Source organism: Herbaspirillum huttiense (genome assembly GCF_047300815.1).
Classification (GTDB): Bacteria; Pseudomonadota; Gammaproteobacteria; order Burkholderiales; family Burkholderiaceae_D; genus Herbaspirillum; species Herbaspirillum huttiense_A.
In genome coordinates this window covers 1,883,721-1,908,083 of sequence record NZ_CP178608.1, presented here as the reverse complement: position 1 = coordinate 1,908,083, position 24,363 = coordinate 1,883,721, and the positions used below count along the sequence as shown (strand labels likewise).

Annotated in this window: 22 protein-coding genes; 12 read left to right on the top strand and 10 right to left on the bottom strand. The window is 63.6% G+C overall.

The window, feature by feature from the left end; translation table 11 throughout:
* Positions 1–28 precede the first annotated feature (28 nt).
* The gene (locus tag ACLRDN_RS08700; protein WP_343725325.1) at positions 29–601 is read right to left on the bottom strand and encodes a winged helix DNA-binding protein; all 573 of its coding nucleotides are present in this window, start codon (positions 599–601) and stop codon (positions 29–31) included.
* A gap of 196 nt (positions 602–797) precedes the next feature.
* Between ACLRDN_RS08700 and pxpB the strand changes: the two genes are divergently transcribed.
* The 6 genes from pxpB to ACLRDN_RS08670 all read left to right on the top strand — a co-directional run bounded on the left by pxpB (position 798) and on the right by ACLRDN_RS08670 (position 6,279).
* Entirely contained in the window at positions 798–1,451 is a 654-nt protein-coding gene (gene pxpB / locus ACLRDN_RS08695; RefSeq protein WP_413459806.1) for a 5-oxoprolinase subunit PxpB, read from the top strand.
* Positions 1,448–2,482 (top strand): biotin-dependent carboxyltransferase family protein, encoded by a 1,035-nt coding sequence (locus ACLRDN_RS08690; protein ID WP_134222003.1) that lies wholly within the window; start codon positions 1,448–1,450, stop codon positions 2,480–2,482. The genes pxpB and ACLRDN_RS08690 overlap by 4 nt, the downstream gene beginning before the upstream one ends.
* A gap of 9 nt (positions 2,483–2,491) precedes the next feature.
* The gene (gene pxpA, locus ACLRDN_RS08685) at positions 2,492–3,232 is read left to right on the top strand and encodes a 5-oxoprolinase subunit PxpA (RefSeq protein WP_343725327.1); all 741 of its coding nucleotides are present in this window, start codon (positions 2,492–2,494) and stop codon (positions 3,230–3,232) included.
* Between the two features lie 260 nt (positions 3,233–3,492).
* Positions 3,493–4,218 carry a 5-oxoproline transporter, DUF969 family subunit gene (locus ACLRDN_RS08680; protein WP_121039179.1) on the top strand — a complete coding sequence of 242 codons (726 nt, stop codon included), beginning with the start codon at positions 3,493–3,495 and terminating at the stop codon, positions 4,216–4,218.
* On the top strand, positions 4,215–5,201 hold the full coding sequence (locus ACLRDN_RS08675) for a DUF979 domain-containing protein (protein ID WP_343725328.1): 987 nt from the start codon (positions 4,215–4,217) through the stop codon (positions 5,199–5,201). The genes ACLRDN_RS08680 and ACLRDN_RS08675 overlap by 4 nt, the downstream gene beginning before the upstream one ends.
* Before the next feature lie 73 nt (positions 5,202–5,274).
* Positions 5,275–6,279 (top strand): DUF2891 domain-containing protein, encoded by a 1,005-nt coding sequence (locus tag ACLRDN_RS08670; protein WP_413459805.1) that lies wholly within the window; start codon positions 5,275–5,277, stop codon positions 6,277–6,279.
* An 82-nt stretch (positions 6,280–6,361) separates the two neighbouring features.
* Here the strand turns inward: ACLRDN_RS08670 and ACLRDN_RS08665 are convergent, their stop codons facing one another.
* The 3 genes from ACLRDN_RS08665 to rpsO form a co-directional block, all read right to left on the bottom strand.
* On the bottom strand, positions 6,362–7,654 hold the full coding sequence (locus ACLRDN_RS08665; RefSeq protein WP_413459804.1) for an NAD(P)/FAD-dependent oxidoreductase: 1,293 nt from the start codon (positions 7,652–7,654) through the stop codon (positions 6,362–6,364).
* A gap of 307 nt (positions 7,655–7,961) precedes the next feature.
* On the bottom strand, positions 7,962–10,097 hold the full coding sequence (pnp, locus tag ACLRDN_RS08660) for a polyribonucleotide nucleotidyltransferase (RefSeq protein WP_413459803.1): 2,136 nt from the start codon (positions 10,095–10,097) through the stop codon (positions 7,962–7,964).
* Positions 10,098–10,432: 335 nt separating this feature from the next.
* Positions 10,433–10,702 (bottom strand): 30S ribosomal protein S15, encoded by a 270-nt coding sequence (gene rpsO / locus ACLRDN_RS08655; protein ID WP_006712917.1) that lies wholly within the window; start codon positions 10,700–10,702, stop codon positions 10,433–10,435.
* Positions 10,703–10,921: 219 nt separating this feature from the next.
* Here rpsO and ACLRDN_RS08650 point away from each other — a divergent pair, with 219 nt between their 5' ends.
* On the top strand, positions 10,922–11,446 hold the full coding sequence (locus ACLRDN_RS08650) for a hypothetical protein (protein ID WP_413459802.1): 525 nt from the start codon (positions 10,922–10,924) through the stop codon (positions 11,444–11,446).
* 104 nt (positions 11,447–11,550) lie between these two features.
* Here ACLRDN_RS08650 and ACLRDN_RS08645 read toward each other — a convergent pair whose 3' ends face one another.
* The 4 genes from ACLRDN_RS08645 to ACLRDN_RS08630 form a co-directional block, all read right to left on the bottom strand.
* Entirely contained in the window at positions 11,551–12,903 is a 1,353-nt protein-coding gene (locus tag ACLRDN_RS08645; RefSeq protein WP_413459801.1) for a GntP family permease, read from the bottom strand.
* Positions 12,904–13,125: 222 nt separating this feature from the next.
* The gene (locus ACLRDN_RS08640) at positions 13,126–13,509 is read right to left on the bottom strand and encodes a RidA family protein (protein WP_413459800.1); all 384 of its coding nucleotides are present in this window, start codon (positions 13,507–13,509) and stop codon (positions 13,126–13,128) included.
* Positions 13,510–13,609: 100 nt separating this feature from the next.
* Positions 13,610–15,100, bottom strand: coding sequence for an N-acyl-D-amino-acid deacylase family protein (locus ACLRDN_RS08635; protein ID WP_413459799.1), 1,491 nt, complete (start codon positions 15,098–15,100; stop codon positions 13,610–13,612).
* 1 nt (position 15,101) lies between these two features.
* Positions 15,102–15,986, bottom strand: coding sequence for a MurR/RpiR family transcriptional regulator (locus tag ACLRDN_RS08630; RefSeq protein ID WP_209581005.1), 885 nt, complete (start codon positions 15,984–15,986; stop codon positions 15,102–15,104).
* Positions 15,987–16,144: 158 nt separating this feature from the next.
* Here ACLRDN_RS08630 and ACLRDN_RS08625 point away from each other — a divergent pair, with 158 nt between their 5' ends.
* The gene (locus ACLRDN_RS08625; RefSeq protein WP_413459798.1) at positions 16,145–17,437 is read left to right on the top strand and encodes an amino acid deaminase; all 1,293 of its coding nucleotides are present in this window, start codon (positions 16,145–16,147) and stop codon (positions 17,435–17,437) included.
* A 35-nt stretch (positions 17,438–17,472) separates the two neighbouring features.
* Positions 17,473–18,396 carry a sugar kinase gene (locus tag ACLRDN_RS08620; protein WP_413459797.1) on the top strand — a complete coding sequence of 308 codons (924 nt, stop codon included), beginning with the start codon at positions 17,473–17,475 and terminating at the stop codon, positions 18,394–18,396.
* A 28-nt stretch (positions 18,397–18,424) separates the two neighbouring features.
* Here ACLRDN_RS08620 and ACLRDN_RS08615 read toward each other — a convergent pair whose 3' ends face one another.
* Both ACLRDN_RS08615 and ACLRDN_RS08610 read right to left on the bottom strand, forming a co-directional pair.
* Entirely contained in the window at positions 18,425–19,759 is a 1,335-nt protein-coding gene (locus ACLRDN_RS08615; RefSeq protein ID WP_413459796.1) for a tetratricopeptide repeat protein, read from the bottom strand.
* Positions 19,760–19,887: 128 nt separating this feature from the next.
* Entirely contained in the window at positions 19,888–21,417 is a 1,530-nt protein-coding gene (locus tag ACLRDN_RS08610; RefSeq protein ID WP_413459795.1) for a PLP-dependent aminotransferase family protein, read from the bottom strand.
* Positions 21,418–21,593: 176 nt separating this feature from the next.
* Here ACLRDN_RS08610 and ACLRDN_RS08605 point away from each other — a divergent pair, with 176 nt between their 5' ends.
* The 3 genes from ACLRDN_RS08605 (at position 21,594) to ACLRDN_RS08595 (ending at position 24,341) form a co-directional block, all read left to right on the top strand.
* Positions 21,594–21,947 carry a hypothetical protein gene (locus ACLRDN_RS08605; RefSeq protein WP_413459794.1) on the top strand — a complete coding sequence of 118 codons (354 nt, stop codon included), beginning with the start codon at positions 21,594–21,596 and terminating at the stop codon, positions 21,945–21,947.
* A 179-nt stretch (positions 21,948–22,126) separates the two neighbouring features.
* Positions 22,127–23,626 (top strand): diguanylate cyclase domain-containing protein, encoded by a 1,500-nt coding sequence (locus ACLRDN_RS08600; RefSeq protein WP_413459793.1) that lies wholly within the window; start codon positions 22,127–22,129, stop codon positions 23,624–23,626.
* Positions 23,627–23,630: 4 nt separating this feature from the next.
* Positions 23,631–24,341: an alpha/beta fold hydrolase gene (locus ACLRDN_RS08595; RefSeq protein WP_413459792.1), complete on the top strand. Its 711-nt coding sequence runs from the start codon at positions 23,631–23,633 to the stop codon at positions 24,339–24,341.
* The last annotated feature ends 22 nt before the right edge of the window (positions 24,342–24,363 follow it).

The following is a 24,363-nucleotide window of genomic DNA, read 5'->3' as shown; positions in this document are numbered from 1 at the left end:
TCCTTCAATTCAATGGGGTGTGATGGGCTCAGAGCGAAGCCGCCGCCCGCGCTGCCGTGTCATACAGCCCGGAAGCATTGCGCAGCAGCTGGGCCGCCTCGCCGATGGCCTGGTTGGGAATGCCGCTCTCGGCCTGTACCTCGATGAGGCAGCGCTCGCGCACCTCGCGGTACTTCATGCACAGCGCCTGCCCGGCTGGAGTCGTCGAAAACAGCAGTTCCTTGCCGGCCTTCTCGCTCTTGACGTAGCCAGCCTTGACCAGCTTCTTCAAGGCATAGGTGACCACGTGGGTGTCCTCGACGTTCAATACGAAGCAGATATCGGCCAGCTTTTTCTTGCGGTCCCGGTGATTGACGTGATGCAGCAGCGAGACCTCGATGGCCGTCATGTCTTTGGCACCGGCGGCGGCCATGCAGCGCACCATCCAGCGGTTGAAGGCATTGCTGGCCATGATGAGGGCATATTCCAGCTCGGAGAGCTCGGCACTGCGTTCGGACACCAGATGCTGCGATGACACGATCTTGGTCGGGCGCGGTGCCGCGATGGCCTCCGGCAATTCAGTCTGGACGGGCTTGGACGTCTCGTTGTTCTCTTGGCTCATGGGAAGCGTGGGGCTCAGGACGACAGAATGGCAACACTATAGCGCAAAGATTAAATAAATAATTTATCGACATATTGTTTATATTTTCTTTGAAATGTAATATCCGCAAAAAAGCAGGGCATCACCAGACGCACCTTGACCCCGGCAGCGGCATGGCCGGGTTCTCAACAAGAATCTCAGCCGAGGCGAGAGACACATGCAGCCACCCCAGCTCCACCCTTTGGGCGACCGCGCACTGCTCTGCAGTTTGCCGGCCCCTGCCACCCTGCCCCAGCAGCAACGTATCTGGGCACTGGCCACCCTGGCCAGTGAATGGGAAGAAGTCAGCGAAGTCGTGCCCGGCATGAACAACCTGACCCTGATCACCAAGCGCCCCGTGTCTGACCTGGATACGCTCACCGAGCGCGTCCTGAAGAGCTGGCCCAAGCTCGGCAGCACCGCCAGCGAAGGCCGCACGGTCGAGATCCCGGTGGTCTACGGCGGCAGCGCCGGTCCTGACCTGGACAACGTGGCCCGTCACACCGGCCTGTCGACCAGCGAAGTCATCGAACGCCACAGCCAGGCCGAGTACGTGGTCTATTTCCTGGGATTCCTGCCCGGCTTCGCCTACATGGGTGGGCTCGACGCCAGCCTGGCCACGCCGCGCCACACCACGCCGCGGGTGAGCATCCCGGCCGGCTCAGTGGGCATCGGCGGCGAGCAGACCGGCATCTATCCGATGGCCTCCCCCGGCGGCTGGCAACTCATCGGCCGCACCGCCCTGCAACTGTTCGATCCTTCCCAGCAACCGCCGACGCTGCTGCGTCCCGGCGACCGTGTACGCTTTACCGTGGAGCGCGTGGCCTCATGATCGACATCATCCAACCCGGCATGCTGGCCTCGGTGCAGGACATGGGCCGCACCGGCCATCGCAGTCTCGGCATCCATCCCGGCGGCGCACTCAATACGCTGGCCCTGGCCAGCGCCAACCTGCTGGTGGGCAATCCGGTCGATGCGGCCGGACTTGAAATCACCATGGGCGTGGCCGAGCTGCGCTTCACCCGCGACACCCGCATCGCCCTCGGCGGTGACGATATCGGCGCCACCCTCGATGGCAAACCCGTCGCCGCCTGCTGGAGCATTCCGGTGCGCGCCGGCAGCGTGCTCAAGCTGAGCCTGGCGGCCGCCGATTCCCCCGAGCAGGCCCCGCGCCACAGCATGCGGACTTATCTTGCTGTGGCCGGTGGCATCGATGTTCCCGTGGTGCTGGGCTCACGCAGCACGGACCTGAAGGCCGGTTTCGGCGGCCATCAGGGACGCGCCCTCAAGCGTGGCGACAAGCTCCCCATCGGCGACGCCAGCGCAGCCTCTGCAGCGGTCCACGGCCCCGCCTTCGGCGTGCGTTCTCCGCGCTGGAGCGGCCTGGCCCTGCGCGCCGACGAACACAGCCAGCACGTCACCCTGCGTGTGCTGCCCGGCCCCGAATTCGATCAGTTCAGCAAGACTTCGCGTGAAGCGCTGTGGTCCGATACCTGGCGCGTCACGCCCAACAGCAACCGCATGGGCTATCGGCTCGAAGGTCCGGAACTCAAGCGCAAGCAAGGTCGCGACATGCTCTCGCATGGCGTGGTGCCGGGCGTGATCCAGGTGCCGCCCTCAGGCCAGCCCATCATCCTGATGGGCGATGCCCAGACCACCGGCGGCTATCCCAAGATCGGCGTGATCATCGGTGCCGACCTGTGGAAGCTGGCGCAAGCGCCGCTGAACGCCACCCTGCGGCTGGAACCCTGCGCGCTGGCTGATGCCCTGGCCGCCGCTGAAGAACAGCAACGCTATCTCGACTCCATCCGCGCCACGGTCGCCGCTCTGGACTGGTCGCGCGCCACGCTCTACAAGAAATAAGGGAACGCCATGCATATCGATCTCAATGCCGACCTCGGCGAAGGCTGCGACACCGACGAACAACTGCTGACCCTGGTCAGCTCCGCCAACATCGCCTGCGGCTGGCACGCTGGCGACGCCAGCACCATGCGCCGCAGCGTGCGCTGGGCGATCCAGAACCACGTGGCCATCGGCGCCCACCCCAGTTTCCCCGACCGTGAAAACTTCGGCCGCAGCGCCATGCAATTGCCGCCCGAAGAAATCGTCAGCGGCATGCTCTATCAACTCGGTGCGCTCGATGCCATCGTGCGCGCCGAAGGCGGCCGCATGACCCACGTCAAGCCGCACGGCGCGCTCTACAACCAGGCCGCCAAGGATGCCGTGCTGGCCAATGCCATCTGCGCTGCCATCCGCACCTTCAATCCGGAACTGAGCCTGTATGGCCTGGCCGGCAGCGAACTGATTGCCGCCGCCCGCCATGCCGACCTCAATGCGGTCGAAGAAGTCTTTGCCGATCGCGCCTATGAAGCCGATGGCAGCCTGGTCGCGCGCAGCAAGCCCGGCGCCATGATCGACAACGATGCCGACGCCATCGCCCAGACCCTGATGCTGGTCAAGCAGAAGAAGGTCAAGGCCATCGACGGCAGCCTGGTCGAAGTCAATGCACAAACCGTATGCCTGCACGGAGATGGCGCGCACGCCCTGGATTTCGCGCGCCAGATTCGGGCACGCCTGCACGCCGAGCAGATTGCCGTGCGCGCGGCGGTATGAAGGATTTTTCCGGCGTCGTCGCAAGACGCAGGAAAGTAGGCACCCGCCGTTGAACATGGGGTGCTGCAAGCTGTAGTTCGTTTCCGAAAACAACAAGAAAAGCCGCCAGCCCGAGGCTCGCGAGGCCGCAGGAAAAGTCACGCCCCTACCCTTTGCAGATTCTCGCAAAGCCAGTACGGGCGCGGCTTTGCGGGACATCGCTGGCACGGACCTTGCACCATGGCGGCAGGATTTTTCCTCATTCACATAGGGAGTTTTTCATGGAGAGTACGACACTGTTGCCGCTGATCGGGATACCGATCGTCGTCGCCGGTTTTGCCTTGCGTTTCAACCCGCTGCTGGTAGTCACGGTTGCGGGTCTCACCACCGGCCTGTCGGTCGGCATGGACTTCGGCATGCTGCTGGAAACCTTCGGCGAGAAGTTCGTCAACAGCCGTTCGCTGGCGACCTTCCTGCTGATCCTGCCGATCATCGGCCTGTTGGAACATTACGGCCTGAAGGAACGCGCCCAGGCGTGGATCGCCAGTATCGCCAGCGCCACCTCGGCGCGCATCCTGATGCTCTACTTCATCCTGCGTGAAGGTACGGCCGCACTGGGCCTGATCTATCTCGGCGGCCAGGCGCAGACGGTGCGTCCGCTGCTGGCACCGATGGCCGAAGGCGCAGCAGTGAACGCCTATGGCGAAGACCTGCCGCAACACATCCGTGACAAGATCAAGGCCCATGCCGCCGCCTGCGACAACATCGCCGTGTTCTTCGGCGAGGACATCTTCATCGCCTTCGGCGCGGTGCTGCTGATGGATGCCTTCCTGAAGGAAAACGGCATCACCAACATCGAGCCGCTGCACATCGGCCTGTGGGCCATCCCCACTGCGCTGTCGGCACTGGTGATCCACATGTTCCGCCTGACCCGTCTCGACGCTTCCATCCGCCGCGACGTCGATGCGTGGAAAGCTACCCAATCCGCTGCCAAGGTGTCCGCATGAATACGCTCATCTCGATCAACCGCATCTACTACCTCATCGGCATCATCGTCATGATGCTGACCGTGATGACCCTGCGCGACAAGGGCAACCCCAAGCGCTTCACCACGGCCCTGTTCTGGTTCCTCTTCGGCGCCGTATTCCTGTTCGGCGACCTGCTGGTGGAAAACCTGGGCAAGTCCATGGCTCACCGCATCATCGGTGGCACCGTGATCATCATCTCGCTCATCGCCGGCACCGGCCTGCTCTCCATGGGCAGCTATGCGACCTCCACACATGAAGAACGCGTGGCGTCGGCCAAACGGCTGGGCAACTGGCTGTTCTTCCCGGCGGTGCTGATTCCGGTCATCACGGTGGCCTGTACCGTCCTGCTCAAGGGCGTCTCGGTCGGTGGCCTGATGCTGCTGGACCAGAAACAGCTGACCCTGGCCGCCCTGTGCGTGGCTTGCGTGTGTGCGCTCATCGCCGGTTGCGTGCTCACCCGTGGCACGCCGCTGCAAGCGGTACGCCAGTCGCGCCGACTGGTGGACTCCATCGGCTGGGCGGCGATCCTGCCGCTGATGCTGGCCATGCTCGGTGGCGTTTTCGTGGCCGCCAAAACCGGCACCTCGGTGCAGCAGGTGGTGAGCCTGTTCGTCAATCCGGACAATCGCTTCCTGGTCGTGGTGATCTACTGCGTGGGCATGGCGCTGTTCACGATGGTGATGGGCAATGCCTTCGCCGCCTTCCCGGTGATGAGCGCGGGCATCGCGCTGCCCTTCCTGATCCTGGGGCATCACGCCGATCCCGCACCGCTGGTGGCCATCGGCATGTATTCCGGCTATTGCGGTACGCTCATGACGCCCATGGCCGCGAACTACAACATCGTGCCGGCTGCACTGCTGGAACTGAAGAACAAGTACCAGGTCATCAAGGTGCAGATCCCGACTGCACTGACGCTACTGACCGTGAACGTGTTCCTGATGTACTTCCTCGCCTTCCGCTGATCTGATCGGAAGGCCTGACCGGGCCGCATGCGCTGTTGCGGCCCGGTCGCCCCACTTGCTTCAAGGAGTCCCCATGCAACTCACTCTCGACCGGGCCGAACAGTTTGCCCGCATGCCGCTGGCCTACCTGCGCCAGGAATATCCCAACCACATCATGCACGTGCTCAACGGCCCCGAGGATGTGCTCTCGCCGCGCGCCCTGCATCCGGTCTTCTACGGCTGCTACGACTGGCATTCGGCTGTCCACGGCTTCTGGCTGCTGCTGCGCTGCGTGCAGCGCTATCCCGAACTGCCCGCACGCGGCGACATCGAGACCATCTTCGACGAGCACTTCACGCCCGAACTGATGGAACGCGAGACCGATTATTTCCGTACCGGTGGCCGCGCCTCGTTCGAACGTCCCTATGGCTTCGGCTGGATCCTGGCACTGGACCAGGAGCTGGCGCAATCCACCCTGCCGCGCGCGGCCGCCTGGCGCGCCGCGATGCAGCCGCTGACGCTGGAGATTCGCCGCCGCCTGCTGGAATACCTGTCCAAGCTGAGCTATCCGATCCGCGTCGGCACGCACTACAACACCGCCTTCGCCCTGGCGCTCTCGCTGGACCAGGCACGCCACATCCAGGATGGCGAACTGGAGCAGGTGATCCTGGCCAGCGCGCAGGGCTACTACGGCAAGGACACCGACTACCCCGCCCACTACGAACCCGGCGGCGACGAATACATCTCCGGTGCGCTGACCGAAGCCCTGCTGATGAGCAAGGTCCTCCCGGCGCAGGACTTCGCGGCCTGGTTCGATCGCTATCTGCCGCGCGTGGCGGAAGTCGAACAGATCATGCAGCCCGCCCATGTCTCCGACCCGACCGATCCCAAGATCGCGCATCTGGATGGCCTGAACCTCTCGCGTGCCTGGTGCATGAAGAACGTGCTGCGTCACCTGCCGACCAATCACGCGGCACGCAGCGCCATCGAAGCGTCGATCCAGCGCCACATCGCGGCCTCCATCGACCAGGTGGTCGGCAGCCACTACAGCGGTGGCCACTGGCTGGCCAGCTTCGCCATGCTGGCGCTGGAAGACTGATCCACACGCCCCACTCCTGCAAAAAAAGCCCTCGTTCCCGATGACGGAAAACGAGGGCTTTTTGCTGGAATGCAGACCGATTCTACTCAGCCACTTCCTTGCGCAAGGCTGTCTGCCCGGTGTGCGTCGGCATGGTCGCCGAGATCACCCGTGCACTACGCTTGAAGGTGAAATACGCCCAGGCCCAATCGGCCATCACCATGATGCGGTTGCGGAAACCGATCAGGAAATACACGTGCACGAACAGCCAGAACAGCCAGGCCGGATAACCCGAGAACTTGAGCTTGCCGACCATGGCAATGGCAGCGCGGCGACCGATGGTGGCCAGCGATCCGTAATCTTTGTAGACGAAGCTCTCGGCCGGCTGCCCCGCAATGTGATGCTTGATGTTGCGCGCAGCCACGCGGCCCATCTGCTTGGCCGCCGGTGACACGCCCGGCACCGGTTTGCCATCCGACTGTGCGGCAGCCAGGTCACCGATCACAAACACTTCGTCGTGGCCACCAATACAGAGCTGCGGCGTGACCGGTACACGACCAGCACGGTCCACCGGTACACCGAGCTTCTTGCCCAGCGGCGAGGCCGCTACACCCGCCGACCAGATCACGGTACGCGTGGCCAGGCTTTGCTCGCCATCGAAATTGGCATAGCGCACGCAGGTCTCATCGATGTGCACCACGCGGCAACCGGTGCGCACGTCCACACCGAGCTTCTGCAATTGTTCACGGGCTTTCTCGGAGAGGTCTTCCGGATAGGCCCCCAGCACGCGCTCCGAGCCCTCCACCAGCACCACGCGGGCGGAATGCGGATCGATATTGCGGAATTCGCCCGAGAGAGTATGGCGTGCGATTTCCACCAGCGTACCGGCCATCTCGACGCCCGTGGCCCCGCCGCCGATGACGGTGAAGGTCAGCCATTCCTGGCGGCGGCGCGCATCTGTCTCGCGCTCGGCATGTTCAAAGGCCATCAGGATGCGCTTGCGGATCTCGAAGGCATCTTCCAGCGTCTTCAGGCCCGGGGCCAGCGTGCTCCATTCATCGTGGCCGAAGTAGCTGTGCGTGGAGCCTGCGGCGACGATGAGGTAGTCATAGGACAGCACGCTGCCGTCTTCCAGCGTGACGGATTTGCCGGCGGTATCGATCCCGGTCACCGCCGCCATCAGCGTGGTGAGGTTGCGCTGCTGCGCCAGGATGGCGCGAATCGGCGCGCTGATGGCCGGGGCCGACAGCCCGGCCGTGGCCACCTGGTACAGCAAGGGCTGGAACAGGTGGTGGTTGCTGCGATCGATCATGGTGATGCGCACATCGGCGTGGGCCAGTTCACGCGCAGCGGCCAGACCGCCGAAGCCGCAACCGATGATGATGACGTGGGGCATTGCCTTCCTTTCAAAAGTAACGTGTTGTTCTGTCCGCGCAGGCCGGTCAAATGAATCTGACCTGGCCGCACGGCTGTCCCCTACTCTCTATTCGGATCTGCGGATCTGCCTGTTGGCAGTACCACGCCCCCCCCTGATGAGCGCAGCACACCGGAACCTTGATGTCCCTCAAAGCAGACGGACAGAATCGCACACTTTTGGTTCTAAATCACTTGGGCAGATTGTCCGCATCCTCTTGCGCGCATAAAAAAATCCCCCGGCCTTGCGGCACGGGGGATTTCCTTGTTGCCTGTTCAGGCAGAAGGGATTACTGCGCTTCTTGCGGAGCGGCAGCGTCGCCTTCTTCAGCCTGGGCAGCCTTCATCGACAGCTTCAGGCGGCCGCGGTCATCGGTTTCCAGAACCTTGACGCGCACTTGCTGGCCTTCCTTCAGGTAGTCGGCCACGGCGTTGACGCGCTCGTTGGCGATCTGGCTGATGTGCAGCAGGCCATCCTTGCCCGGCAGGACCTGGACGATGGCGCCGAAGTCCAGCAGCTTCAGGACGGTGCCTTCGTAGATCTTGCCCACTTCCACGGAAGCGGTCAGCTCTTCGATGCGGCGCTTGGCTTCCTGGCCAGCCGACGCATCCACGGAGGCGATGGTGACCACGCCTTCGTCGCTGATGTCGATCTGGGTGCCGGTTTCTTCGGTCAGCGCGCGAATGACGGCGCCGCCCTTGCCGATCACGTCACGGATCTTTTCCGGGTTGATCTTGATGGTGATCAGGCGCGGTGCGAAGTCGGACAGCTCGGCACGGCCGGCCGGCACGGCTTCCTGCATCTTGCCCAGGATGTGGTGGCGGCCTTCCTTGGCCTGCTCCAGCGCGACCTGCATGATTTCCTTGGTGATGCCCTGGATCTTGATGTCCATCTGCAGGGCGGTAATGCCGTTGGCAGTACCGGCCACCTTGAAGTCCATGTCGCCCAGGTGATCTTCATCGCCCAGGATGTCGGTCAGCACGGCAAACTTGTTGCCTTCCTTGATCAGGCCCATGGCGATGCCGGCCACGTGGGCCTTCATCGGCACGCCGGCGTCCATCAGTGCCAGGCAGCCGCCGCACACCGATGCCATCGAGGAGGAACCGTTGGACTCGGTGATTTCCGAGACCAGGCGCACCGAGTAGCTGAACTCGTCAGCAGCCGGCAGCGCGGCGATCAGCGCGCGCTTGGCCAGGCGACCGTGGCCGATTTCGCGGCGCTTCGGGGTGCCCACGCGACCTGTTTCGCCGGTGGCGAACGGAGGCATGTTGTAGTGGAGCATGAAGCGGTCGGAGTATTCACCCAGCAGACCATCGATCTTCTGTTCGTCGCGTGCGGTACCCAGGGTCGCGATGACCAGGGCTTGCGTTTCGCCACGGGTGAACAGGGCCGAACCGTGGGTACGCGGCAGCACGCCGGTACGGATCGAGATCGGACGCACGGTGCGGGTGTCGCGGCCGTCGATGCGGGGTTCGCCTTCCAGGATCTGCGAACGCACGATCTTGGCTTCCAGGTCGAAGAGGATGGAACCGACTTCGGCAGCATCCGCAGCCACGCCGTTGTTGGCAGCGGCTTCAGCGACCAGGGCTTCGTTGACCTGGGCGGTGACGGCCTTGAGCTTTTCGGTACGGGCTTGCTTGTCCTTGGTCAGATAGGCTTCGCGCAGCGGGCCTTCGGCCAGTTGCGAGACGCGCGCGATCAGGGCTTCGTTCTTGGCCGGGGCGGTCCACTGGACTTCCGGCTTGCCGCCCTCACGCACCAGGGCGTGGATGGCTTCGATGACGGCCTTGGACTGGTCGTGACCGAACACGACGGCGCCCAGCATGACTTCTTCGGACAGCTGGTCGGCTTCGGACTCCACCATCAGCACGGCGGTTTCAGTACCGGCCACCACCAGGTCCAGCTGCGAGGACTTCAGCTGCGAGGTGGTCGGGTTGAGGACGTACTGGCCGTCGATGTAACCCACGCGGGCGGCGCCCACCGGGCCATTGAAGGGGATGCCGGCCAGCGACAGGGCTGCCGAGGCACCGATCATGGCGGGGATGTCCGGATCGATTTCAGGGTTCACCGACAGCACGTGGATGATCACCTGCACTTCGTTGAGGTAGCCTTCCGGGAACAGCGGGCGGATCGGACGATCGATCAGGCGCGAGGTCAGGGTTTCCTTTTCGGAAGGCTTGCCTTCACGCTTGAAGAAACCGCCGGGGATGCGGCCGGCTGCGTAGGTCTTCTCGATGTAGTCGACCGTCAGGGGGAAGAAGTCCTGGCCGGGCTTGGCTTCCTTGCGGGCCACCACGGTGGCCAGGATGACGGTGTCTTCCACCGACACCACCACGGCGCCAGAAGCCTGGCGAGCGATTTCGCCGGTTTCCAGGGTCACTTGATGCTGACCGTACTGGAAGGTCTTGGTTACTTTATTGAACACGGTATTTCCTTTCTTTTATGGAGCCTGCCCCGACTGTGTCCGCGGTGCACGGCTTCCTTTTGCCGACAGATTTTCAGGCGCTGTCGTTCACCTCACCACAGTGGCCGGCGAAACCGGTCACTCACGACGAACGCGGCATTGATCACACAAAACAGCCTGCCGCGATGAAACGATGATGCATTCCTGCCCCGAGGGAGGGCGTTTTGCGATGGTTCGCCCCGGCTTATGCCCGAGCTTGCGGAATCGCAAAAAACAAAATGCCCGCGTCAACGAGTGACGCAGGCATTTCGTGGTGGTCCGGGGCGCAAACCCCGGGACCCAGACGCGGAGTCAAATTACTTGCGCAGACCGAGTTTCTCGATCAGGGCGCGGTAACGGTCAGCGTCCTTGTTCTTCAGGTAGGACAGCAGGCTCTTGCGACGGTTGACCATCTTGATCAGGCCACGACGGGAGTGGTGATCCTTGACGTGGGCCTTGAAGTGGCCGTTCAGGTCGTTGATGCGTGCGGTCAGCAGAGCGACTTGCACTTCCGGAGAACCGGTGTCGTTCGTGCCGCGGGCGTTTTCGGAGATAATGGCAGCCTTGGCTGCTTTTTCGATGGACATTGCTTTTACCTTTCACAAGCGGTGTGCGGAGCGTCGGAAACTGGCCTGCCCTGCATACCGTGAACAAAAAATGAGAATCCGGTCAAACCGACCGGACGCGAAATTATATAGCAAAAAACCATTCCGACCAACATTGGCAAGCACAGCCGCACACTTGCCGCCGATGACGCTGCGTCCCTGCCACAGCCGGACGGAATGACAACTTACTCAGGAGTCGACATGCTTTCCCCCGTTTCCCTCATGCAACGTGCCCGCCCCACGCTGGCGGCCGCCCTGCTGGCCGCTGCTGCCCTGTCCGGCTGTGCCTCGATGCTGCAACCGCCGGTGCAGCCGGGCGAGCCCGAAGAGCAGGTCGTGGCTCGCCTGGGCGCGCCCACCAATGTGTATCCGGATGGCAACGGCCGCGTCTTTGAATACGCTGCCGGTGCCTTCGGCCAATACCAGTACATGGCCCGCATCGGCCCCGACCAGCGCCTGATTTCCTACGAGCAAGTCTGGACGCTGCAGAATTTCCACGCCATCCGCGCCAAGCAGGACACCAAGCTCGACGTGCTGCGCCGCGTGGGCCGTCCCACCGAAGTGACGCGCTATGCCCGCATCCCCTTCGAGGCCTGGAACTACGGTTTCAAGGAAAGCGGCGTCTGGAATTCGCAGATGACCGTGTATTTCAACGACCAGGGCATCGTGGAGAAGATCGAGAACGGTCCTGATCCGCGCTTCGATGATTCGCGTTTCCGCAACTGAGCACGCGCATCCCCTGCCCTGCACCTGCACGATGAACAAAGAAGAAAGGCTGCTCGGATCACTCCGGGCAGCCTTTCTTTTTCAGCGCAAGAACTGCAGCGTACTTACACCACCGTCGCCAGCGCCAGCGTGAACAGCAGCGCCAGCACCGAGACCAGGGTTTCCATCACGGTCCAGGTCTTGAAGGTTTGCGGCACGGTCATGTTGAAGTATTCCTTGACCAGCCAGAAACCGCCGTCATTGACGTGCGACAGGATCAGCGAACCGGCACCGGTGGCCAGCACCATCAGTTCCGGGCGCACGCCGCCGACGGTGGAGACGATGGGCGCCACGATACCGCAGGCGGTCGTCATGGCCACCGTCGCCGAGCCGGTCGCCACGCGGATGAGCGCCGCGACGAACCAGCCCAGGATCAGCGGCGACAGATGCGCATCGGTGGCGATGCCGACGATGGCCTTGGAGACGCCGCCGTCCATCAGGATGCGGCCAAAGCCCGCGCCCGCACCCACCACCAGCGTGATACCGGCGATGGGGGCCAGACACTCGTTGGTGAATTTCAGGATCTGGTCGGCGCCGAAGCCACGGGCGCGGCCGAAGGTCCAGAAGCTCACCAGGGTGGCGATCAACAGCGCGATCACCGAATTGCCGATCAGGCGCAGGAAATCATTGGCGAAGGTCTTGGGGGCGAAGAACAGGTCCGCCCAGCTGCCGATCAACATCAGCGCCACCGGCAACAGGATGGTGAAGAGCGTGATGCCGAAGCCCGGCAGCTCACGGTCCTTCTTGCTTTCATCCACGAATTGCGAGATCAGCGGATTGTCCGGATTGGGGATCACCACCTTGGAGATCAGCTTGCCGAAAATCGGACCGGCGATGATGGCTGTAGGAATACCGACGATCAACGCATACAGGATGGTGCGGCCGATATCGGCGCTGTAGGCGGTCACCGCCAGCAGCGCCGCCGGGTGCGGCGGGATCAGGCCGTGCACCACCGACAGGCCGGCCACCATGGGAATGCCCACCAGCACCATGTTGGTCCCGGTGCGCTTGGCGACGTTGAAGGCGATCGGCACCAGCAGCACGAAACCGACTTCGAAGAACACCGGCAAACCGACGATGAAGGCCACCGTCATCATGGCCCAGTGCACGTTCTTTTCACCGAAGGCCTTGATCATGGTGTTGGCGATGCGCTCGGCACCGCCCGACTCGGCCATCATCTTGCCCAGCATGGTGCCCAGGCCCACCACCAGCGCGATGTGGCCCAGCGCATTGCCCACGCCAGTCTCGAAGGCCTTGACGATATTGCCCATGGGCATGCCCACGGCCAGGCCCAGCAGCAGCGACACCACGATCAGCACGATGAACGGGTTCATCTTGAATTTGGCGATCAGCACGATCAATGCGATCACCGCTACCAGTGCATAGACCAGTAGCGCACTTCCTTGTACAGCCTCCATCTGTTGCTCCTCTTCAGAAGGTAAAAGACACCGCCGGCGATACCGCACCCCTGCCGGCAAACATGAACTGCAAAACCTGCAAATTTTTTAAATCGTTTAAATCGTTTGGATCTTTTATGGCGTTTGTTCTTCTTGTTCTTCTTGTTCGTTTTGTTCTTTTTGTTCTTTTTTATTCTTCTTGATCGAGGCGAGGCGGCCGGTCACCGCCCGGCCCCGGCGGCATCAGCGCTTGAACGCCACGCAATCCACCTCGACCTTGCAGTCCACCACCATGCTGGAGACCACGCAGGCACGCGCCGGTGGATTGGCGCCGAAGTATTCCTTGAAGACCTTGTTGAAGGAGGGGAAGTCGCGCGCATCATCGAGCCACACGCCACAGCGCACCACGTGCTCCGGGCCGTAGCCGGCTTCCTTCAGGATGGCCAGCACGTTCTGGATGGCCTTGTGCGACTGCGCCACGATGCCGCCGTCGATCACTTCGCCGTTCTCCATGGCCACCTGGCCCGAGACGTACAGCCAGCCATCGGCCGCCACTGCGCGCGCGAACGGCAGATGCTGGCCACCCGTGCCGCTGCCACCTTCCACACCAAATCGTTGAATGCTCATTGCTGCTCCTTTATTGAACTCGGATACGAAACCGAAAAATGAATCTGAAAAGCGATTTGAAACTTGAAGTTGATAATCAATCTCTGACGTTTTCTGCCACTCAGGCTGACGTTTTCTGCACCGTGCGCGCCAGGAAGCATCCGGCGCGCGCGCTGGTGGATTGCTTGTCCTGGCCGCGATAGGCCAGTTGCCCGTTGACCCACACCGCATCGATGCCATGCGCCGGCTGCATGGGATCGGTAAAGCTGGCGGCATCGCGGATGGTCTCGGGATCGAACAGCACCAGGTCGGCGTGATAACCCTCGCGCACGAAACCACGCTGTTCCAGGCCGAAGCGCTGGGCCGACAGGCCCGTCATCTTGTGCACGGCAGTGGCCAGCGAAAACAGTTTCTGCTCGCGGCTGTAATAGCCCAGCACCCGCGGGAAAGCCCCCCACAGGCGTGGATGCGGCAAGGGGTCATTGGGCAGGCCATCGGAACCGACCACGGTGGCCGGATGCGAGAGGATGCGATTGACGTCGTCATCCGACATGCAGTGATACACGGCCCCGGCCGGCATCAGGCGCGCGGCCGCGGCGTGCAGGTCCACGCCCCAGTCGGCGGCGATCTGTTTGAGCATCTTGCCGCCCTGCTCCGGATGCGGCTCGGACCAGGTGACCTGGATGTCGTAATCCGAGGTGACCTGCTTCAGGTCCAGCGTGGAAGAGCTGGCGGTATAGGGATAGCAGTCGCAACCCACGTGCTGGTGGCGCGAGGCGGCCTCCAGTGCCTGCAGCACTTCGCTGCTGCGGCCCCAGTTCTCCACGCCCGCGCACTTCAGGTGCGAGATCACCACCGGCACCCGCGCATGCTTGCCGATGCGGAAGGCTTCGTCCATCGCATTGAGGATGTCGGCGAATTCACTGCGCAGGTGCGTGGCGTAAAGCCCGCCGAATTCGGCCAGCGGCTCGGCCAGGGCCAGCACTTCTTCCGTGGGGGCGTTGATGGCATTGCCGTAGGCCAGACCCGTGGAAAGGCCCAGCGCACCATGCTCCAGCGCCTCGCGCAATTGCGCGCGCATGCCGTCGATTTCCGCATCGCTGGCAGCCCGGTCGAGACGGTCCATGTGGTTGTTGCGCAGGGCCGTGTGACCAACCAGTGCAGCCACGTTGATGGCCGGCTGCGCGGCATTGACGGCCTCGACATAGCTGGCAAAGCTCGGATAGTGGAAGGCCTCGGACTTGCCCAGGAGGTTCATCGGGTCCGGCGGATCGCCCTTGAGGGTGACCGGTGCAGCACTGATGCCGCAGTTGCCGACCACCACCGTGGTCACGCCCTGCGAGAGCTTGGGAAACATCTCCGGCGTGCGAATGACGTTGGTATCGTCATGCGTGTGCGCATCGATGAAGCCGGGCGAGAGCACGCGTGCGGTGCCATCGATTTCCTGGTCGGCCTGCCAGCCGGAGAGCTGGCCCACGGCGACGATGCGGCCGTTGCGCACGGCTACATCGGCCGCTACCGGTTCGGCGCCGCTGCCATCGATGACCAGGGCATGGCGGATCAGGGTGTCGCAGTGCTGCAGGCCGTGCTGCGATTGCGGGGCGGATGTCATGTCAGTCTCCCAGTGGCTGGTGCAAGTCGCCGCCGCCGCGATGGGCATCGAGCACGTACTTGAGGCGGCGCAGGCGTTCCTGGCTGCTTTCCTTGTGCAGCAAGGCCAGCTCCAGCACCAGCATGTCCAGCGTCGCCATCATGGCGTAGCGCGACGAGGACGGTTTGAAAATCAGGTCGGTTTCCAGCGTCTTGATGGGCAGCAGCACGTCGGCCATCTTGGCCAGGGGCGAGCCGAGGGCGGTGATGGCGATCAGCTTGACGCCGTATTCACGGGCCACCTCGCAGCTGGCCAGCAGCTCGGGCACGCTGCCGGTGGTCGAGAAGACCAGCAGCACGTCGTCCTTGTCGAGGGTGGCCGCCACCATCTTCTGCAGCACCGCATCGTGATAGGTCGCCACCGGACGGCCCAGGCGCACCAGGCGATAGCGCGCCTCGTCGGACATCATGGTGGAGCCGCCGCCCATGCCGAAGCAGTAGATCATGCGCGCACCCAGCAGCAGGTGCGCGGCTTGCATCAGCATGTCGGGGTTGAGCATGGCGCGGTTCAGTTCCAGCACCGCGTGGATGTCGCGGTAGACCACATCGGCCAGTTCCGGCGGCTGCTCGGAGGGCACCGTCTTGGCACCATCGAAGAAGCGCTGCCCCACCGCCACCGCTTGTGCCAGCAGGAACTTGAATTCGCGCACGTCGCGGCAGCCCATGGCCTTGGCAAAGCGCGTCACGCTGGCCACCGACACGCCCGCCTTCTCGGCCAGCTCGCCGATGCTGGCGCTGGCAGCGGCGGCGAGATCGCCCAGGATCGCTTCAGCCACTTTCTGTTCGGCCAGGCGCAAGGTACTGCTGCGCTCGGTGATGCGGGAAATGATGTCCAATGTCTGCGCCATGGGAAGGAAAATTCAGTCTGCGGGAATGGGCGGGCGATCAAACCAGCAACCCCGGAAGGGTGCCGCGGAAACAATTTATGTTATTTACTAACACGGCGTAAACATAGTAAATTCAAGGCTATTATTACGTCAATCCTAATTTCACAGGAATTAAAGCGATGAGTGATACAAACTACCAAGGCCAGTTTCAGGCCGGCATGATCGACCCGCTCAACAAGGGCCTGGGTGCGCTGGCGCAACCCCTCACCCCGCAGCAGGCGGGCAAGGTGCGCTGGAACCTGCTCAATGAAGACATCAGCCTGCCAGCTGCGGTGTTGTATGAAGAAAAGATCGCCCACAACCTGAAGTGGATGCAGGACTTCGTCGGCCAGTACCAGGTCAAGCTGGCCCCGCACGGCAAGACCACCATGGCCCCCAAGCTCTTTGCACGCCAGCTCGACACCGGCGCCTGGGGCATCACCCTGGCCACTGCCCACCAGACCCTGGCCGCCTATCACCACGGCGTGCGCCGCGTCATCATGGCCAACCAGCTGGTGGGCAAGCGCAACATGGTCATCATTGCCGAGCTGCTGGCCGATCCCTCGTTTGAATTTTTCTGCCTGGTCGATTCGGCTGCGCTGGCCGATCAGTTGGGCCGCTTCTTTGCCGAGCACAAGCAGACCCTGAACGTCCTGCTGGAACTGGGCCCCGCAGGCGGCCGTACCGGCGTGCGTGACGAGGCGCAACAACAGGCGGTGCTGGCCGCCATCAGCCGCTGGGACAGCCTGGCTCTGGCCGGCGTGGAGGTATATGAAGGTGTGCTCAAGGAAGAGGCCGACATCCGCCGTTTCCTGCAGCGCGCGGTAGCCTGCCTGAAGGATCTTTCCGCGCAAGGGCAACTGGCGCGCCGCCTGGCGCAGGGTCAGGCGATCCTGACCGGGGCCGGTTCGGCCTGGTATGACGTGGTCGCCGAGGAATTCGCCCAGGCCGACATCGGTGCCGCGCTGGACGTGGTGCTGCGTCCGGGCTGCTACCTCACCCATGACGTGGGCATCTATCGCGCCGCGCAATCGCAGATCCAGGTGCGCAATCCGGTGGCGCACAGCATGCGCAGCCAGTTGCAGCCGGCACTGCAGCTGTGGGCCTACGTGCAATCCATCCCCGAGGCCGACAAGGCCATCATCGCCCTGGGCAAGCGCGATGCCGCTTTCGATGCCGGCCTGCCGGCCCCGGTCACGCGCTTCCGCCCGGGCCAGGATACCCAGCCGCAAGCCACCCCGGCGCACTGGGAAGTGACCGGCATGATGGACCAGCACGCCTACCTGAAAATTGCCGAGGGCGACGATATCCGGGTCGGCGACATGATCGCCTTCGACATCTCCCACCCCTGCCTGACCTTCGACAAGTGGCGGCACCTGGTGGTGGTGGACCAGCGTTTCGATGTGACCGACATCGTGCAGACCTTCTTCTGATCGATGCCCGGGAAAGAACAGCGAAAGAACAGCACATGAACAAACCCATCCTCGCCTACGGCGAAGCCATGGTCGAATTCAACCAGCGCATCGACACCCCGCGCCAGTACCTGCAGGGCTTTGGCGGCGACACCTCCAACTTCGCCATCGCGGCGGCCCGCCAGGGTGCCGCGTCGGGCTATGTCAGCGCCGTGGGGGACGACCACTTCGGCCAGGACCTGCTGGCGCTGTGGCGGCGCGAGCAGGTCGACGTGCAGCACGTGGCGGTGCACGCCAATGGCAGCACCGGCCTGTACTTCGTCACGCACGACGATGACGGCCATCACTTCCACTATCGCCGCGCGGGTTCGGCCGCCAGCCGTTATGGCGCGGGCGACTTGCCTGTGCAAGCCATCGCCGCAGCAGGTGCCCTGCACCTCTCAGGCATCAGCCTGGCCATCAGCGAGAGCGCCTGCGACGCCGGCCTGGCTGCGATGGCGCATGCGCGCGCGGCCGGCGTGACCACCTCGCTCGATACCAACCTGCGGCTGCGTTTATGGCCGCTGGAACGCGCCCAGGCGAAGATGGCCGAGGCCTTCCGCCTGTGCGATGTCTGTTTGCCGAGCTGGGAAGATGTGTCGATGCTGACCGGACTCAATGACCGGGACGCCATCGTCGATCACTTGCTGGATTACGGTGTGAAGCTGGTGGCCTTCAAGCTGGGCCATGAAGGCTGCTATGTCGCGACCCGCGAGGAGCGCCGCATGGTCGCGCCCTATCCGGTGCAGGCACTGGATGCGACGGGCGCGGGGGACTGTTTTGGCGGCGCCTTCATGGCCGAGCTGATGGCCGGGCGCGATCCCTTCGCGGCGGCACGCTATGCCAACGTCGCGGCCGCCCTCTCCACCACCGGCTACGGTGCGGTGGAACCCATCCCCCACCGTGACCAGGTGGAAGCGGCGCTCAAGGCTGCGGCCTGACCCACGCCTTGCCTCGTGGCGCGCCGCTTCACTGCCGGCGTGCCACGAACAGCATGCCGGCCACTGGCTGGCGCACTTCCTCGCGCAATACTTCATCAGTCTGGTGCAGCGGCTCCATGCCCTGCGCCTGCAGCAGGGTGCGCACGTAATCCGGGCCATGGCGGTAGCGTCCGCTGGCATGCAGGCAGTGGCCTTGCACTTCCACATCCTGGGGTGTAAGCACCTCCACCGTGAAGATGAAGTAGCCACCCGGCCGCAAGGCCGCGGCCACTGCCTTGAACACGCTCTCCAGCTCCCCGAAATAGATCATCGTGTCGGCCGACGTGACCAGGTCGCAGCTCTGCGGATGGCGCAGGAGATAGTCGGTGATCTCGGCCTTTTCCAGCTTGTCGTAGTGGCCGGTGGCCGCTGCCTTTTCCAGCATCTTGCCGGCCAGGTCGACACCGGTCAGGTGATGTGAATAGGGTCGCAGGTGAACACCGCACAGCCCGGTCCCGCAGCCGATGTCGATGGTGGCGAACTGGCGCGCGGCTTGCGCCGCCAGCGCCACGCCCTGCGCGATCAGCGCAGGGCCGCGGTAGTCGAGGCTGTCCAGCAGATTGCTTTCGAAGGTCTCGGCGTAACGGTCGAAGTGCGATTCGATGTAGCCATCCGAGGCGCGCGTGGGCACATCCCGCTGCGAGCAGGCGGCCAGCATGTGGGCCGCAATCGGGTTGTCGGGCTCACTGGCCAGCCAGGCACGATAGGCTTCTGCGGCTTCTTCCAGCCGGCCGAGGAAGTAGAAGGAAATCCCGACCATTTCCCAGGACTTGCCCTCCATGGGCGGCAGCACATAGGCGCGGCACTGGTAATGCGCGGCCTGCATCTTGTCGCCTGCGGCCTCGTAGAGCTTGCCCAGGTGCAGCAGCGGCGGCGCGAATTCCGGTGCGATCTCCACGGCGCGCCGGAAGGCGGCAATGGCCTCGTCGTTGCGGCCCTGCTGCAGACAGGCTGCACCCAGGTTGTTCCAGACCGTGTGATCGTCGGGCGTGATCTCCAGCGCCGCACCGTAGGTCTCGGCGGCTGCCTCGAACTCGCCGACAGCAAAGAACACATTGCCCAGATCGTTGTGCCAGGCGGCATTGTCGGGTTCGAGGGCGCTGGCCAGTTCCAGCTTCTCCACCGCCTCCGCATGGCGCCCGGCCTGGTGCAGCCAGATGCCGTAGAAGTGCAGCGCCACCGGTTCGATGGGATCTTCCTCCAGCACGGCCTCATAGACGGCCCGGGCTTCCTCCAGGCGGCCGGCCATGTGGGCGTCAATGGCCGCATTCAGGCGCGCCGCATGGGGCGACGCAGTGGACGTACTGTACAGCGGCTCAGGCATGGCCTGCTCTCCCTTATAAAGCGCAAACGGCGCGGGACAACATGCCCGCGCCTTTACATGATCTTTACAAGTCTGCAGCAGACTGCCCTTTCGGGCAAGACCTGATTCTCCGTGATGGATGCCAGATGCTACTGGAAAGCCAGGCTGTGGCCGATGCTGCCCAGGCGGCGCAGGGCCTGGTCCAGTTCGCGGGTGAAGGGATGGCCGCAGCAGATGCGCAGGAAGTGGCCGTAGCGGTTGGAGTTGGAGAAGATCGCTCCCGGCGAAACACCCACCCCTTCCAGCAAGGCGCGCTCGAACAACTGCTGGGAGCAGACCTGTACCGGCAATTCCACCCACAGCCCGACGCCGCCATTGGGCACGTTCAGGCGCGTGCCTTCCGGGAAATAGGCGGCAATCGACTCCGCCATGCGCTCGCGCTGTTCCTTGAGCAACTGGCGCAGCCGACGCAGATGGCGGTCATAGGCGGGGCTGGCGATGAAGTCGGCGGCGGTGACCTGGGTCCATTCCTCGTTGGCGCGGGTGTGGGTGAACTTGAGCATCTTGACCCGCTCATGCCAGCGCCCGCCGTTCATCCATCCCAGCCGCATGCCGGGGGCCAGCACCTTGTTGAGCGATGCGCAATAGATCACATTGCCGCTGCGGTCGCGGCTCTTGAGGCTGGAGGGGGGCACATTGCCGTCGGCCAGCTCGGTGTAGGCGTCGTCTTCGATCAGGGGCAGGCGCAATTCTTCACACAGGCGTACCAGCTTGTCCTTGTGCTCGTCGGGCATGATGCAGCCCAGCGGATTCTGCAAATTGGGCACCACCACCACGCCCTTGATGTTGCCGTAGGTGCGCACGGCCAGTTCCAGCGCTTCCACCGAGATGCCGGTGTGCGGGCTGGTCGGGATTTCCAGCGCCTTCATGCCGAGGTTTTCCAGTGCCTGCAGCAGGCCGAAGTAGGTGGGCGACTCCACCGCGATCGTGTCGCCCGGCCCGGCCACCGCGCGCAGGGCCAGGTTGAGCGCTTCGATGCAGCCGTGGGTGACGACCACTTCTTCATGATCGATGCGCATGCCGTGATGCAAGGCACGCCGCGCCACCGCCTGGCGGAAGGTGGCATTGCCGTTGTGCGGCATGGCACTGGTGAGCAGTTCAGGCCGCTCGCGCAGGGCGCGCATGGCGGCCTGCTTGAGGGTTTCCACCGCATAGAGCTCGGGCGCACAGGTCATGCCGGAGAGGTCGATGCGGGGCGCCCCGCTCTGGCGCAGGGCGATGTACTTGGAGACCTTTTCGTGGATGCCCGCATATTGCTCGGGATCGATGGCCATCAGGCTCTTGGGCTCCTGCACCGGGCGGATCGCCGAGCGGCGCGGCTGGCGCACGAAGTAGCCGGAACGCGGACGCGCCTCCAGCCAGCCGCCCTCTTCCATGTGGCGCAGCGTCTGCAAGGCGGTCGACAGGCTCACCTGGTGCTGGCGCATCAGGTCGCGCACCGAGGGCATGCGGTCGCCGGCCACCAGGGTGCCGGACTGGATGGCGCCTTGATAGTGTTCGGCCAGGCGCCGGTACAGCGGTTGACGGCCGGTCTCGGGGGGAGCGGCCAGGGCCGTCGGCGGGGTGAGCGGCGGCGGTACCGCAGGCTGCGTGTCGGGGAGGAGGAGGCGGGTATCCATAACAGTCATCATCTTCTTGAGGCCAAGACCGGAACAGATACAGAGTAGGCGAAAAGCAGGGGTAACAGAGCAAAAAGCTGCCGCCTGTTACGCAGCAGAGTGAATTTTCCTGTGCCTGTTGCGCCTGCGCTGCCGTCCCTAGACTGCAAGCAGGCCCATTCGACAAGGAGAACACCATGCCCGCCCCGCTTCCCGCTCGCACCACCACCCAGACCCTGCCGCTGGCCGCCGGCCAGCCTCTGCAACTCTGGCTGCCTGCCGGCAGCCAGCTGCTGTGCCAGGCACCGCAACTGCGGGTGACCGAATCGGCGCACTGGCAGGCGGACCGGTTGGTCAGCCGCCAGACCCGGCTCAACGACGGGGAAAGCATGGTGCTGGCCCGCGAAGGCTGGGTCGGCGTGCTGGCGCCGCAAGGGGGCGAGCTGCTGTGCCTGCGTCCGGTGGCGCAGCCATGGTATGCCCCTTTGCTGGCCTTGCTGCGTCCCCTGCGCGGCGCACGCACGGCGCCTGAATGGGGACCCGGCCGCTGAACAACCGGGCCACGCAGACGCGCACGAGTTGATGAAAATTAACGTTCCAACAACAAAACCGCATCATCCGCGCTTTTCAAGCAATAAAATTGCGCAAAAGAGGGTGAACGGGCGATGGAAGAGCTGCAGCAGTTTCCGTAAAACTATTACACTTCATCATCAGCAAAAGATGAAGTGTCATGCAGAACGAATCCTCCCTCGCCCGCTCCGCCCCGGCTTCCATCCCGGCCCTTTCTGAACAAGAGACTTTCGACCTGACGCCTGTTTCCTTATGGAAAGAGGACTACAGCGGCCTCAAACGCCTGTTCGACCAGTGGCGCGCCGATGGCGTGACCGACCTGCGCAGCTATCTGACCGCCGATCCCAGCCGCGCCCAGGCCTGTGCCATGCAGATCCGCGTGGTCGACGTCAACCGCCGTACCCTGGAATGGTATGAAGCGCGCGACCTGGCGCACCTGGTGGCCAACCTGGACAAGATCTTCCGGGATGACATGATCGATACCTTCATCGATGAAATGGTGCAGCTCTGGAATGGCGGCACCACCTTCTCCAGCTATACCGTCAACTACACCCTGGGCGGCAAGCGGCTGGACATCCAGCTCTCCGGGCGCATCATGCCCGGCAGCGAAGAGAGCTGGGACTACGTGTTGCTGGCCATCGAGAACGTCACCGAGCGCGAAACCGCCCGCAAGAAACTCTCCCGTAGCGAAAACTACGCGCGCGGCCTGTTCGAATATTCACCCATTTCGCTGTGGGTGGAAGATTTCAGCGCCGTCAAGCGCCTCTTCGACGACCTGCGCCGCATCGGCATCACCGATTTCCGTACCTTCACGGATGTGCATCCGGAATTCGTGGAGCGCTGCATGCAGGAAATCCGTGTCATCGATGTGAACCTCCAGACCCTGTCCATGTTCGGGGCCCCGGACAAGGCCACCCTGCTCTCGCGGCTGACCGACGTCTTCCGCGACGACATGCGTCCGCATTTCAACGAACAGTTGATCGAACTGTGGAACGGCAACCTGTTACACCACCGTGAAGTGGTGAACTACTCGCTGACCGGTGAAACCCTTCACGTCCATCTGCAGTTTTCTGTCTTCCCGGGACACGAAAACAACTGGGACCTGGTGCTGGTGGCGCTCACCGACATCACCGCCCGCAAGAAGGCCGAAGCCTATCTGGAATTCCTCGGCAAGCACGATGAACTGACCAAGCTGCACAACCGTGCCTACATGGTCGATGAACTGAACCGCCTGGAGCGCAAGGGCCCCTTCCCGGTCAGCGTGATCGTGGCCGATCTCAATGGCTTGAAGGAGGTCAACGATGAAATGGGCCACGCCACCGGCGACGCCCTGCTGCGCCGCGTGGGCGAAGTGCTGGGCAAGGCGGTGGAACGTCCGGGCAGCGTGGCGCGCACCGGCGGTGACGAATTCGCCATCGTGCTGCCGGCCACCGACGAGCGCGGCTGCCAGTTGCTGATGGACCAGATCCAGAAACTGGTCGAAGTGAACAATCAGTATTACTCCGGCGTCGCGTTGAGCCTGTCCATGGGCGCGGCTACCGGCGTTCCCGGCGAGCGCCTGGAACAGGTGGTGCAGCGGGCCGACAGCCTGATGTATGAAGCAAAACGCCATTATTACGCCAGCACGCCAGGCCTCGAGCGCCGTCATCCGGACGACTGAAACCATGCTCGACGCCCCTGCCTGCCCGCGTGAAGAACTGGCCCTGGCAGCGGGTGCGGAAACGCTCGCGGCCGATATCCTGCGCTGCACGCCCGGCCAGCCGGTCCGCACGCTGGTGCTGCATGGGGCCGGGCAAGGCGATCGCCAACGCCAATGGCCGCTGCGGCAGGCCTTGGCGGCACGCGGCTGTGCCAGTGCCGCCATCGATTTTTCCGGCCATGGGCAAAGCAGTGCCCTGCTGCCCAATTCCCTCTCCAAACGCCTGGACGAAGCGCAAGCCGCGCTGGACCGTTTTACCGTCGCCCCCCGCACTGTCGTGGGCGTGAGCATGAGCGGTGAAATCGCCCTGCGCCTGGCCTGCCGGGCGGAGAACCAGATCACCCATGTCGTCACGCTGGTCGGTGCGCTCTACGATGGTGCCGCCTTTACGCTGCCTTTCGGAGCAGCCTTCAGTGCGGCTTTACGGCGCCCGCACAGCTGGCGGGAGGCCGAGGTGCTGCAGATGATGCGCCATTATCGCGGACGGCTCACCCTGGTCCGCGCCAGCGACGACGCCGTCATCCCGGCCGAGATCGCCGAACTGATCCGCCAGCACGCTACCGCTGCCAGCGCATGCCGCATCATCGATTTGCCGGGCGTGGATCATCGAGTCAGCGAACGCAGCGCGCAGGATGCCGCCTTGTGCGCACAGCTGGCCGCGCTCATCACCGACTGAACATTCTTGAGGAAAGGCGCCC